Below are 13683 nucleotides of genomic sequence, written 5' to 3'. Positions count from 1 at the left end.
AACATCACACCTACTATTAGTGATCCTATCAGTCCTGGACCCGCCGTTACTGCTATTTGCTTATCTTATACGCTCACCGCTTGCACGCCATTTTCCTCATCAATGCTGTCGTGCGTATTATTAAGTTTGTCCATGAAAAACCTTGCCCTTTCTAGAGCACATTTCGGAAATCCAGCCAATTCAGCAACGTGTATACCGTAAGATTTATCCGAGATACCCGGCACCAACTTGTGCATTAGTACAACCCTGCCCTTCCACTCCTCTATCTTGAGACAATAAAACTTCACATCTTCCAAATATGAACTCATTTTAGGTAGCTCGTGATAGTGAGTCGCGCATATAGCCCTGCTTTTCGTTACGTTGTGAATATATTCTAGAGTAGCCAACGCTATCGACAACCCATCATTTATCCCCGTACCTCTTCCAATCTCGTCCAAGATAATAAGAGACTTGTCGGTGGCCTGGTTCAATATGGCAGCAGTCTCAACCATCTCTACCATAAACGTGGATTGCCCCATAAATATGTTATCAGATGCACCAACCCTGCTGAATATCTTATCTACCACTCCAATGTGCGCGCTCGTTGCAGGCACAAACGAACCTATGTGTGCTAAAATGGCTATCAGTACATTTTGCCGTAAAAATGTACTCTTACCAGACATGTTAGGGCCTGTTATAAGGGCAATGCGGCTTCCCTCCGACAGGTCGCAGTCGTTAGCCACAAAACTCACACCTTCTTCAACGACAGGATGGCGACCGTTTTTAATCTCGAACGTCTTACTATCATCAACTATTGGTCTGATATAATTGTTTTCCACCGCAAGCTCAGCAAGCGCGGAAAGCACATCCAGTTCCGCTAACATATCAGCTGCTATCCCTATGCTTTGCATAGCATTAGAAATCTGAGCACACACACCGTGAAATATTTTTGCCTCCAACTCTACACTCTCACTCCTTGCAGATATTATGCGCTCCTCTAGCTCCTTCAACTCATTAGTGGTGTATCGAGTACTATTCGCAAGACTCTGCCTACGTATAAAACATGGATCATTCACCCTGTATGACGACGATATCTCGATGTAATATCCAAGTAAGTTGTTGCTCAAAATTTTTAGGCTACTAATCCCCGTTAGTGCCCTGTATCGGTCACGAAGCCTCTGTATTAATTCATTGCTAGCATTCTGAACGCGGATCAGTTCTTTTAAACGCTCATTACAATTCGGATTAATGAAACCACCATTGTGAGTAACCCCTTCATTATTCTCCATGACGGTCTCGCTTATAATCCTTATCAGATTAGAATGCTCACCCAACGCTAACAAAACTCTTGCAATAATCTCATGCTCAAACTCGGCAATTATCTTTGCTAGTGCAGAAATTCTGCATAAAGCATTGCCCAACATATGAATGTCCTTCGGAGAACACCTCGATAGTCTGACCCTAGTCAAGATTCGCTCTATATCAGGAATGCCACCCATAACCTTCCTGACATTTTCACATAACGCTCTGTTGTTCACGAAAAATTCCACTGCATCTTGTCTCCTGCCTATCACGGTGTGACATGATGCTGGAAATGCTAAATACCTCTTTAATAGCCTGCTACCACCAGGAGTTACTGTGCGATCAATTGCACTGATGAAAGACCCCTTCTTCTCACCAGAGTGTGTGCTGAATAACTCAAGGTTCCTCAGCGCAGGTCCATCTATGACGACAAAACTACCGTTATCGAATGCCTTAGGATAATTAAATTTGGGGGAATTATCTCTCTGCGTCATTCTTATGTATTCAACGAGCGATCCACAGGCAGATATTTCCACGGGACTGAAGTCACCCAAACCCTTCAGTGTATTCACGCCATAAACTTCACATAGCACCCTTCCCGCCCTATTAGGGTCGAAAAAGCTTTCGTCATGGCTTGTAATCGGACACCGATGCCTTTTTAACACCAACTCTACAGACTTTTCCTCCCGAAGTTTATCTGAAATGAGAAGTTCTCTGGGCTCCAGCCGCTGAATTTCACTATCAAGGTCCTCTATTCCAGCTGTACGCACATTAAATAGCCCCGTAGATAGTTCCATCCAGGCAATTCCATATTTGTTGTCGTTCTTTAGACTAGATACGCAGACTAAGTAGTGGTTTTCCCTAGATTCTAGAAACCCATCCTCAAATAGGGTCCCAGGTGTAACGACTCTGACCACTTCCCTTTTTACCAAAGTCCTTACGCCCCTTTTTTTAGCCTCCTCGGCAGTTTCAATTTGTTCACATATCGCGACTCTATAGCCTAACTTTACCAGCTTTCCTAAGTAGCTTTCATAACTGTGACATGGTACTCCACACATTGGTACCCCAGTACTTCTTTTTGTTAGCACTATATCTAGTACCCTGGACGCTTCTACTGCATCTTCAAAAAAAAGCTCATAAAAATCCCCTAGCCTATACAGCAACAGACATCCTTTATATTGCTCCTTTAAAGACTTATACTGCCTAAGAACGGGCGTATACTCCGTATTATTGCTATCTACCATAATCCATTTTTAATGATAACGTGCTAGGTTTTGGTGTATTTTACATACAACGCTGGCGTTTGCCACTTAAATTTCTTCATCAATAGTGAAGGTTAATATTTTTGTTTATTGCATCCTGGGTGTTTTGCTGTAGACTCGAGGATTAGTTGTGGTGTCTGTATGCTGGAAAAGATCAGGGAATTCGGATACAGGATGCTAAGTAGGGCATCTGCTATCCTTGCGGTTGTTACGTTGCCTTTTTTCCCTACGGAGGGTGGCCGTGCTAGAGTAGGTCTCTTTGGCGTTATTAAGAACGCGTTTTTGAGAGCAATAGGTAAAGGAGCGCCTTTACAGGAGGATTCTGACAAGATTAGAAGTTCACAGTCTGAGAGACGTCGCGGTAATGTATTCAATCAGTCGTTTGCCCATGATGGACGTCTTTCGTTGCGTCTCATGGATGGCTTGATCGACGAGGATGCACTAAAGGTACTCGATGTGGTGGACGGTGCCGGAGCAACAAAAACTACAGATCCGATGAAGGCATTAGAGGCATTGGACAGCTCCAGTAGGTCTGCGATGTCACGTAAGAGTAAGGAAGAGTATACAAGGCTCTACGAACTCAAGAATTACCTAGAAAGTAACGGCGGGTCTTTATCTATAGAGAGATCTCACGACGGCTTCTCGAGAGTTCTCGTGATAAAAATTGGCGTCGCTGATAAGAGCGAGCAGGATATAATGAATGAGCTTCAGCAAGTATTTAAAGCACTGAGGGTATCAGATCCTGAGCTTGTAAAGGCTATTTCTGAGCAACTTAAAAAGAGAAGTAGTGCCGAGTTGGACGGTATGAGTGTAACAGATACACAGAGGCCTCCGGGGTTATCGTCTGCTGTGGAGGAAGATAAGGTTACTCACAGTGATGTTGGGGCCGCAAGAAATAATCCAGTGGATGTGCACAGCACCAGAGCAGAAGACCCTGTGAGGCGCGAGGGAGTAGATTCTTCATCGGTTGATAGTGATATGGTTCGTACAGCATCAGGTGATCCAGAATTGCCGGATGCAAGTTTTTCCATGAGTGGAGCTACTATTCCGTCTTCTTTTTCTGCTGCAGGGCGCAGCACTGATCCTGCTACAATGCAGTCCCAATTTCTGCAAGAAGGAAGTACGCCGTCATTAGGTGATGCAAAGTTAGCAAAGAAAGGCCGTGTAGCCATGACTGATATCTCTCTGGAAGACGCTGCAGCAGGGCTGGATGCGGTTGAATCCTTTAGTGTTGCTGACACTACGATACCACAGCAGCCTTCAGTATCTCCAACTGCGCAATCGCAGCGGGGGACGGGTGCTTCTAGGTAGCAACTGTTATTAGGGGACGCATGAAAACCTCTGATCACGACAGCTCATCTGGCATTGGTTCAGGGAAGGAGAACGATTTGTCGAGCTACGATGATAGCAATGTCTTTGCCCGTATTTTAAGAGGGGAGTTACCTGCTAAAAAGGTGTACGAAGACGATCATGTACTCGCTTTCCACGACATCAATCCATCAGCACCTGTGCACATATTAGTAATCCCCAAAAAATCTTGTGTTTCCTACGTAGATTTTATTGGCTCCAGTTCGGATGAAGAGATTTCTAAGTTTTTTAGAAGCGTACATAAGATAGCTGAGCAATGTAATTTACACAAAACTGGTTATAGGCTACTAACCAACCACGGAAAATCTGCTGGACAGATCGTATACCACTTTCACGTACACATTTTGGGTTACTAGCCCACTCTAGATAGCTCAGTACACATTCTGAATATAAAAATCCATTTGGTGGAGCAAATACGCACCTTTACTGCTTACCTGTTTGCATAAAATCCTAAATAATATAGTCCTGTTATGCTTTCAGAGATTATATGACATCAATCGACTTAGAAACCAAAGCCTGCTCAGTTGTTCCAGAATTACAGCATTCATATAGCTCGCCATATTTAAACGAAGATGATTCGCATAAGGACAAATCTCAACTTTCCAAATTTGAAACAATTACAAAACAGATTGAAGACGTTTCCTGTAAGCTTAATAAATACGAGAATAGACTGGATAGGCTAGAATTTGCCAGCGACGATATAAACCTCAAAGAGAATCCCCAGTCATTGGAGCGTTCATATCTAAAAGACTACCTGGTGAAGGGAAGTGATAATACTCCTTCTGGTAACACTGGCACTAATGCGGATAACGCGACATTAGCCTTTCTTGTCCCGCATAAGACATCCATGAACATAGATAAGTTATTGGCAAAAACTGCAGTCATGAGAAAGCTGTGTTCTGTAGAGAAAATATCGGGTGATAGCCTAGAATACCTAACAACGAACAGAAGCGATACAACTGCTGGATGGGTGGGAGATACCGCTATAGCGGACACCACATCTCCTAAAATATACAAGACCATTATATATTTGCATGAGATATATTCTCAACCACAGATATCAAAAAAATTATTGGAAGATTCTTTTATAGATTTGGAAAATTGGCTCATAACACATCTTGTGGATGCGTTCAGTAGAATAGAAAATGCCGCATTCATCAAGGGCGACGGGGATAAAAAACCGCTAGGAATATTATCTTGTGGATCAGGTACAGAACCTGGACAGATCGAACGTGTTACTGTCACACAATTCGACGCAGATGCAATAATAAAATTGTACTATGCACTGAACGAGTATTTTGCTTCAAGGGGAGCATTTCTTATGAATAGGAGTGTACTACAGGAAGTGCGTTCCTTCAAATCAAGCTCAGGACAATACCTATTGCAAAGGGGACCTTCTGGGGAAGAATTACTTATGGGGATGCCAGTATATCAGACATCTGACATGCCAATACAAAACACAACAGGAACACCCATCATTGCGTTTGGCGACTTCAAAGCAGCATACAAAATAGTAGAAAACCGTGAAATCAACATTCTGCGTGATCCATTTACGAACAAATCCTTCGTAAAATTCTACACTACAAAACGCGTAGGCGGCAGCTTGATAAACGGAGAAGCAATAAAGATGCTTACAGTGTCTCAGACGACCCAATAACACATTCTGGTACCGCGATATAAGGACTCATATTCTCGTGTCGCGGTACTGCTAATTCTCTCCGTATAAAGTGATCAGCAAAATACAGAATCAAGTATTGCTTGTTGCTGCAGAGCATGATGTTTTGCATACCCAGCGGCTGTGGATGCTGATTCCTTTCTACCTATATATGAAACGCTACCAGCAATACCTGCATCTCTCATGGAATCCTCTATTCTGTGTCTAACAAAAGACCATCCACCCTGGTTTGCAGGCTCTTCTTGACACCATATAACTTCTTCTAGGCCTTTATATTTTCGCAGCTCATCAGCCAAGATTGCAGAAGGGAATGGATAATACTGCTCTAATCTCAATAAAGCGATATCGCTTCTTGCACCACGCGACTCCAGCAGATCGTAGTATACCTTCCCACTGGATATAACCACCTTCTTCACTCCATTGCTATCTACCAATGCATCACCCAAAACTGGCAAAAATCCACCCTTCTCAAAATCTTCAAGTTTAGACACAGCCATTTTATGTCTTAACAGGGACTTAGGAGTAAACACTATTAAAGGTTTCCTGAAATCTCTGTGAATCTGCCTGCGTAAAACATGAAAGAAATTTGCTGGAGTGGTACAATTTACAACTTGAACATTGTCTTCAGCACACAGCTGAAGATATCTCTCAACCCTAGCGGAACTGTGCTCAGGCCCCTGCCCTTCGTATCCATGAGGGAGCAATAACACCAGTCCACTCGATCTCAGCCACTTGGTTTCTGCAGAAGTGACAAATTGATCCACAATAATTTGCGCTCCATTTGCAAAATCTCCGAACTGCGCTTCCCATATCGTGAGTGCATTAGGAGAATCCAAGCTGTATCCGTATTCAAAGCCCATGACAGCATACTCTGATAGGGGGCTGTTCATAACTTCAAATCTGCCCTGAGGGACACCTAAGGCATTGAGCGGCACATACTTTTCTCCGCTATTTTGATCTATGAGTCTGGCATGACGGTGGGAAAAGGTGCCACGACCACAATCTTCCCCTGAAAGACGCACCATATGACCTTCAGCCAATAGCGATGCGTATGCAAGAGTCTCACCAGTTCCCCAATCTATGTTACCACTATCCACACCAACCAATCTTGCATCAAGCAAGCGCGCAATTTTCTTATTAACTACAAATCCTTCTGGCAGGGTACTTAGAGCCTTCATGAGGTCAAGTAACTTCTCCTTCTTTACTCCTGTATCGCACACATAGTTCGTAAAATCGCCAGGTACAGGTCTGCTGAGGCCTTTCCAAGCCCCTTCAAACCAATCTGCCTTTTGTGGCTTATAGGTAGTTGATTCAGTGAATGCATCCTCGAGCATTGCAGAAAAACTCTTGCGCATTTCCTCTATTTCCTTGCTGGAAATAACGCCCTCAGCGATTAAAGTACTAGCATATTGTTTAGCTACAGTATCGTGTCCAGCAATGTTGGAATACATCAAAGGCTGGGTAAACATCGGTTCATCGCCTTCATTGTGCCCGAAACGGCGATAGCAGACCATATCAATGACTACATCTTTCTTGAATTTACACCTGTACTCTATAGCTAGTTTCGTGACGGCAACTACCGCATCTGGGTCATCACCGTTAACGTGAAAGATGGGTGCATCAATCATCTTAGCAACATCAGAGCAATATAGCGAAGTTCTTGCACTTTCAGGGTCTGCGGTAAATCCAATTTGATTATTGATGATAAAATGCACTATGCCACCAGTGTCATATCCTTCTACCCCACCTATAGTGAGACACTCAGATACCACTCCTTGCCCTATAAATGACGCATCACCGTGTATCAAGACCCCCATCGCAGACTTACCCATATCTGCTTTAGCCTTGACTCTACCCATTGCCACGGGATTTACGGACTCTAGATGTGAAGGATTATATGCCATGGAAACATGTACAGTACCCTTGCTTGTTTCGCGATCACACGAGTACCCAAGGTGGTATTTAACATCACCAGAAACGTCCAGTCCCTCTGGGTATGCAACGCCACCTGAAAATTCATACAACACAGCAGCATAAGGCTTTTGCATGACTTTGGTGAGAACACTGAGCCTTCCCCTATGCGCCATGCCCAATATTACCTCCTCAACCCCTGCAAGTGAGGAGAACTCTATCATTTTTTCTAGAGCAGGAATTACAGCATCACCACCTTCAACAGAAAACCTCTTGTATCCGGGATATTTAACATGCAAAAACTGCTCAAATAGCTCTGTTTCTTGAAGACAAAAAAGTATTTCTTTTCTTTCTTCTGCTGATAGTTTTAGGGAAGTGTTTTCTATGCTTCTCTGAAGCCATATTCTTTCGTCATGGGAAAGGATGTGCATATATTCAAACCCAATCTTCCCACAATAAATACTTTTTAACTTTTCAACGAGCATGGGAAAGGAGTAACCCAGTTTACGCCACATGGATTCTTTGTCATTAAAGTCAAGACCAGAAATATACCTCTCATAATCTAGTTCCTTGCCTTGCGTCATGCCTAAAGGATCAAGATCTGCAGCCAAATGACCGTAAGACCTGAAGAAATCCAACACTCCCTGCCTTTCACATGAAACAGATTCTGCCTGATTACCCCTGTTAGAGACAACTTCAGCACCCCTCGAAAGTTCCGCTTCTAGAAATACCTCTTTCCATCCTTGAGGCAAATCAGCCTCTCCTTTTTTGTACTTATCATACATCTCCTCTACGAAGAGCCCTCCATCGCCGAAAAGGCAGCCCTCTTCCAGCAAATTTTCACAAGGCATTTCCTAAAACCCTCTCTAATCCCAACACTTACTTAGACTACATCTGCCCCGCCGCAGTATATCTCACGTCTGCTATAAAGTGAACCCAGCTCACACATTTTGGCTCCCAGCGCGGAGTTATTTTGCTTACGCAACAAACGCTTATCACCTAATATTGAACCAGACGTAGGCCCAAAATATGCTCAACCTTCAGACACTCAACCTGTCCTACAATATACATAACTTTGAACACTTTTTATACCTATTAAACAAATGAACTCAAATCCTTTATTCCACACATCAGACGGTATCATTGCTATAGCCTATTGTTGCAAATTTACATTGGCAACTGGAGAGATAATTGGGCTTACAGATCGCGATTCTAATATCACCATTGGTGGCATAGTTTACAACTCAGATCCCGTAATGAACGTCGTTATGATACACAACGGGAAGAATGCTGGATCAGTTGAAATTGAAACCATGGCTGAAACGAACACTGACAAACCATCCTCTTCTTATTCGTTAGCCAAGATTGAGGTATTTTTAGTAAATTATGAGAACGTATACCAGCGTCTGTCCGTATTCAAAGGCATTGTTCATAAGGCAGTATTTCGCAGCAAGCGCCTTTCCATATATGCACGTAAAGAATTGGCATACGAATTGTCAAAAAAAGTTTGCAGTGTATTTTCGCCACAATGCAGAGCACAATTCTGTGACCACCATTGCAAGTTAAACAGTGCGCAATTCACACTTAATGGATCAGTGGAAAAAGTATTAGATGAACATAAATCCTTCGAGGATAGTAAACTAGTACCCACAAATGATTACTATAAATACGGAGTAGTTAAGTTTTTGACTGGTGGAAACAAAAATCTATCATTGCAAGTATGTTCTCACTCAGGAAATTCTGTAATCCTAGCTGCGCCTGCCCCCTATCCGATAACCACGGGAACTAGCTATTCAATAATAGCAGGATGCGATAAAAACTTCAGTACATGCGGTGAAAAATTTCGCAATACAATGAACTTCAGAGGAGAACCACATATTCCCGATATACACTCCATCTATACCACATCCGACTGATGCGATACACACAGTGCCTAGCTTGCCCCCTGTAATTAACTTATGGTACACATGTCATCTTCCATATCGTCCACCCTGATCGATAAGATAAGAAAAAGCATCGCATCAAAGCACGGTCTAGCAGGCCTAGAGAAAGTAATAGAGAAAGAAGTGCTAGATGTATTATTCCATAGAAGCGACAAGCACCTACCTGCACGTTACGATGACGTATTAAAGGACATAAAAGTACAGTCATCCTCCTACGGTAAGGCCATACCCAAAATTTACGGCACAGCGAGAATATCCGGCAATATCATATGGGCAAATCCAATAAACCATACGCAACACAAGAAGGTTAGAGACGTTTCATCTACAAAAACTACACGCACCTCAACAGAATATTCTGCGACTCTTGCAATTGCAATTTGCGCGGGGCCTGTACAAAGATTACTAAAAGTATGGGCAAATGGCAGGCTCCTAGATCTTACAAAAACTAGATATCGCTTCTATGCAGGAACGGAAGAGCAAGCTATAGATCCCCTAATACTACTGACAGAAAAATATTCTCCGGCGTACAGGGGGCTCTCTTACATAGTGATAGAAAATTTGCCTCTGCGGAATTTCAAAAACTCAATACCAAATTTTGTGTTCGAAGTAACTTCGTATCCAGAAAAATTTTTAGATACCAACGTCACAAAAAAAATCAATTGCGTTTGCACCTTGGGGCTCGGAGAATTTACATATGATACCCGAATCCAAAAGCGCATTAACGTCTCACTTGTTGGAGGCAAGGAAATAGCTCACGGGAAAGCACACTCCATAAATGGAAGGGGAGGAGAAACATTTGCAATATCATCGCTAAACTCTTTGCATGCGGCACTTCCAAATATCCAGTGGGTATCCGTACCTGTACACTGGTTTGCAGACAGTATAGGTATAACAAGATGTCACATATATCCCTCTACTACACATCCCAATGTGAAAACGTCTCCAGATGAATGGAATGTGGGAAGATTCGTCGCAAGAAATGCAATAACTATGTCTGCCATCAACGGCCAACCAATGTATCCAGGTACACCTAGCGATGGATCCTTGGTGCGCTACCTGCGCGAGTTGAAGTCTAGGGGATACAAGATAATGCTCTCTTTGAAGCTAATAGTGATAGACAAAACGGGATCACAGGTTCTGTACACAAATTCAGATTTCACGGGTCACCCATTGATGATTGAAGAATTCTTCATGGACAAATATAGCGCATTCCTAGAGCACTACTCAAAACTAACAAAGGGATTGATAGATGCATTGGTGATAGGTGAGGGGTTTAGCAAACTCACCAAAATGCAGGATGGATCTGGAGCATTTCCTGCAGTAACATCACTGATAAACCTAGCAAAGTATGCAAAACGCATCGCAGGCAGCAACGTGATTGTGACATACGCAGCGAACTGGGATGAGTATCATTCTTACAATGGAATATACAATATGGACCCCCTTTGGGCATCAGATAGCATAGATGTAATAGGTATAAGGGCCTACTTTCCACTTACTGACAAAAATTCCCCATCGAATGCTGATGAATTGGCACAAGGATGGAAAAGTGGCGAGGGGTATGATTACTTCTATGATGATGAAAATAGACAGAAAAAAATACCGTTCCAAAATGAGTTCTGGGCTTGGAAAAATATTCAGCACTGGTGGGAAAACTCTCACGATGAAAAAAGCAAATGGATTCCTGCAAGCAAAAAGATCTGGTTTATTGAATACGGATTCCGTAGTGTTGAGACTTGTACAAATTTTCAGCCATTGTCGGGATATAATCATTCCATAACTAGCTCTCAGTCATCCACAGATAGTTGCTCTTTTTCTGCACAGAGAGTGGCTATAGAGAGTACATTGTACATGTGGGAAACATCACCTTCCGTTGAAAAGATGTTCTTATATGCATGGGATATCGGGTTTACAGGTGATTTCTCCGGGATGAGTGTAGACACGTACAAAAACTGGCAAACAGGATATTCTATAAACAGAAAAATAGACATGGTTTCCGCATCAGCAGTGTTGCAAGATGTGTTAAAGGACATACCACAATCAGCTGTAAAGTGTGCTGATACATCTGTCCCGGGGTATCTGATCAATAATAACAAATCCATCTATGACGTATTAACGGAATTACAAAAAATATACCCCTTCAGTGTAGCGGAAGGCGCAGCAGAACTTTGGGCACATGACACATCTAATGTAGTAGATGTACCAGAGCAGGACATTGTTTATGAGGAGCATAGTGTAATACATGCAATTGAAAATCTGTACAATCCACCTGCGCTATCCTACATAAGCATGAGATGTAATTATCAGCCCAGGATAGCGCAATCACCCACAAATACGCATGGCGCAGCAAATATCCTGCAAATGTCTATCGTACTCGACGACAGGCAAGCGGAACGTTCCTTAGAGAAGCTAAATAACAAAATGTTGGGAGAAAAACTGTTATTCAAGGTAGTATTGCCAATTAAGTACATAATTCTCCGTGTGGGAGACACAATAAAAGTGGACAGTGTAACAATTCGAGTAACAGATATAAAGATCCGCAGTTTTCTGGTGCACGTAGAGGGTTATAGCAAAATTTCAGGGGAGAATTGCGTGTAAAACGCTTTCATTTGCAACTTTTGCTTACATGATCATTCTTGCCTTTCGCAACTCCATGTGGACGGGTACTACACTGCTCGTAACACATATCTCTGGGCATTACACCCGCAATTCCATATTGTGATGCGAAGCTATATGATGTAGAATCAGCCCTTCGCGAAGTGCTGTAGGTTTCTTGCATGAAGGGTTTGTATATAGAATCGTACGGGTGTCAGATGAATGTGTATGACTCTCTTATGATGGAAGATATACTAAGACCATTGGGGTTTGCCGTTGTTCCCACACCAGAAAGCGCAGATATAATACTTATAAACACATGTCATATACGTGAAAAGGCTTCCGAAAAGCTTTATTCTACTCTGGGCCGCATGCGTAAGATCCGCAAGAAGGAGTGCGTACTAGTAGTTGCAGGCTGCGTTGCGCAAGCGGAAGGCGCAGCGGTATTCGAGCGCGCCCCTTTCGTAGATGTTGTTGTTGGCCCCCAGGGGATACATACCCTACCCGATCTGATAATGAAGGTGAAAAGGGATAAGCAAATTAATATAGAATTTCCTGTAGTATCAAAGTTTGACGCAATATCACTTGATAGAAGAGCAAATGGTGGGATATCTGCGTATGTATCTGTACAGGAGGGGTGCGATAAATTTTGTACGTTTTGCGTCGTTCCTTATACAAGAGGTCCCGAGTATTCGCGCCCAGCAGAGGCGGTTTTAGAAGAAATCGTGCAACTTGTGGATCGTGGCACGAAAGAGATAGTGTTGATTGGTCAGAATGTGAATGCCTACCATGGCACTTACAAGGGGAATGTAATAGACCTTGGGAAACTTATACAAATGGTGGCACAGATTGGTGGCGTAGAGCGTATACGTTATACAACCTCGCACCCAAGAGATATGCACCAATCTCTGTATGATGCGCATAAGAATGAGAAAAAGTTGGCCCCTTTTGTCCACCTGCCAGTTCAGTGTGGGTCCAACGCGGTACTCAAAAAAATGAATAGAAAACACACGGTACAGGAATACATAGACATAATTGACAAATTACGTAGTGCACGTAGGGATATCGCCTTCTCTTCTGACTTTATTGTTGGATTTCCTGGAGAAACAGCGAAAGATTTTGAAGACACTATGAGTTTGGTGAGAAATGTTGGTTTCGCCATGTCATATAGCTTCAAATATAGCCCAAGACCTGGAACGCCGGGCGCTGAATATCCTGAGCAAGTAAATGAAGAAGAAAAAAACACGCGCTTGAGAGCGCTGCAGGACTTGCTATTAGAACAGCAAACGACGTTCAATAAAAGGATGGAGGGCATGGTTATGGATGTTCTCGTGGGAAGCAAGGATAATAGCATGAAGAATGGTAAAATCTTCGGCAAGAGCGATTATTCGCAATCTGTGCTCATATCAGTTGATGATGAAAGGGAAACCCATTTTAACAGGACGCTTAAAGTCAAAATAACTGAGGGATATCGCAACATATTGACTGGGCATATTCACTCTGAGAGTATGGACACGGAGCTGAGCTCTCTATTGCAAGTTGCGACCTGAAGTTTCAGCTGCTCCTACACGGCATTCTAGCCAACAGTGTAGCACTAGAGAAACGCAAGATGTGCATATCAGTTGATGAGGAGAAGGAAGCATATTTT

General features: G+C 42.9%; 8 protein-coding genes. 6 read left to right on the top strand and 2 right to left on the bottom strand.

Features of this window, described 5'->3' with window-relative positions; all coding sequences use genetic code 11:
* Nucleotides 1–65: 65 nt before the first annotated feature.
* The gene (gene mutS / locus R4I06_RS03050; RefSeq protein ID WP_334414073.1) at nt 66–2525 is read right to left on the bottom strand and encodes a DNA mismatch repair protein MutS; all 2460 of its coding nucleotides are present in this window, start codon (nt 2523–2525) and stop codon (nt 66–68) included.
* Between the two features lie 159 nt (nt 2526–2684).
* Between mutS and R4I06_RS03045 the strand changes: the two genes are divergently transcribed.
* The 3 genes from R4I06_RS03045 (at nt 2685) to R4I06_RS03035 (ending at nt 5568) form a co-directional block, all read left to right on the top strand.
* Nucleotides 2685–3854, top strand: a complete 1170-nt coding sequence (locus tag R4I06_RS03045; RefSeq protein ID WP_334414072.1) for a hypothetical protein — start codon at nt 2685–2687, stop codon at nt 3852–3854.
* Between the two features lie 20 nt (nt 3855–3874).
* Nucleotides 3875–4267, top strand: coding sequence for a histidine triad nucleotide-binding protein (locus tag R4I06_RS03040; protein WP_334414071.1), 393 nt, complete (start codon nt 3875–3877; stop codon nt 4265–4267).
* Between the two features lie 131 nt (nt 4268–4398).
* Entirely contained in the window at nt 4399–5568 is a 1170-nt protein-coding gene (locus R4I06_RS03035) for a phage major capsid protein (protein WP_334414069.1), read from the top strand.
* A gap of 74 nt (nt 5569–5642) precedes the next feature.
* Here R4I06_RS03035 and R4I06_RS03030 read toward each other — a convergent pair whose 3' ends face one another.
* Nucleotides 5643–8348 carry a 2-oxoglutarate dehydrogenase E1 component gene (locus R4I06_RS03030; protein ID WP_334414068.1) on the bottom strand — a complete coding sequence of 902 codons (2706 nt, stop codon included), beginning with the start codon at nt 8346–8348 and terminating at the stop codon, nt 5643–5645.
* A gap of 252 nt (nt 8349–8600) precedes the next feature.
* On the opposite strand from R4I06_RS03030, the gene R4I06_RS03025 reads away from it, so the two are divergent.
* The 3 genes from R4I06_RS03025 to miaB all read left to right on the top strand — a co-directional run bounded on the left by R4I06_RS03025 (nt 8601) and on the right by miaB (nt 13585).
* Nucleotides 8601–9413, top strand: a complete 813-nt coding sequence (locus tag R4I06_RS03025; RefSeq protein WP_334414067.1) for a DUF2163 domain-containing protein — start codon at nt 8601–8603, stop codon at nt 9411–9413.
* Between the two features lie 51 nt (nt 9414–9464).
* Nucleotides 9465–12038: a baseplate megatron protein TIM-barrel domain-containing protein gene (locus tag R4I06_RS03020; protein ID WP_334414066.1), complete on the top strand. Its 2574-nt coding sequence runs from the start codon at nt 9465–9467 to the stop codon at nt 12036–12038.
* A gap of 179 nt (nt 12039–12217) precedes the next feature.
* Nucleotides 12218–13585: a tRNA (N6-isopentenyl adenosine(37)-C2)-methylthiotransferase MiaB gene (gene miaB / locus R4I06_RS03015; protein WP_334414065.1), complete on the top strand. Its 1368-nt coding sequence runs from the start codon at nt 12218–12220 to the stop codon at nt 13583–13585.
* Nucleotides 13586–13683: the final 98 nt, after the last annotated feature.

This window comes from Anaplasma bovis, from assembly GCF_036903315.1.
Lineage (GTDB): Bacteria > Pseudomonadota > Alphaproteobacteria > Rickettsiales > Anaplasmataceae > Anaplasma > Anaplasma bovis.
Note: the sequence above shows the minus strand (reverse complement) of the source record. Positions and strands in the feature narration are given on the sequence as shown.

Coding starts and splice junctions, on each gene's coding strand:
- mutS (WP_334414073.1), bottom strand. CDS start 2,525: ATGGTAGATAGCAATAATACGGAGTATACGCCCGTTCTTAGGCAGTAT.
- R4I06_RS03045 (WP_334414072.1), top strand. CDS start 2,685: ATGCTGGAAAAGATCAGGGAATTCGGATACAGGATGCTAAGTAGGGCA.
- R4I06_RS03040 (WP_334414071.1), top strand. CDS start 3,875: ATGAAAACCTCTGATCACGACAGCTCATCTGGCATTGGTTCAGGGAAG.
- R4I06_RS03035 (WP_334414069.1), top strand. CDS start 4,399: ATGACATCAATCGACTTAGAAACCAAAGCCTGCTCAGTTGTTCCAGAA.
- R4I06_RS03030 (WP_334414068.1), bottom strand. CDS start 8,348: ATGCCTTGTGAAAATTTGCTGGAAGAGGGCTGCCTTTTCGGCGATGGA.
- R4I06_RS03025 (WP_334414067.1), top strand. CDS start 8,601: ATGAACTCAAATCCTTTATTCCACACATCAGACGGTATCATTGCTATA.
- R4I06_RS03020 (WP_334414066.1), top strand. CDS start 9,465: ATGTCATCTTCCATATCGTCCACCCTGATCGATAAGATAAGAAAAAGC.
- miaB (WP_334414065.1), top strand. CDS start 12,218: ATGAAGGGTTTGTATATAGAATCGTACGGGTGTCAGATGAATGTGTAT.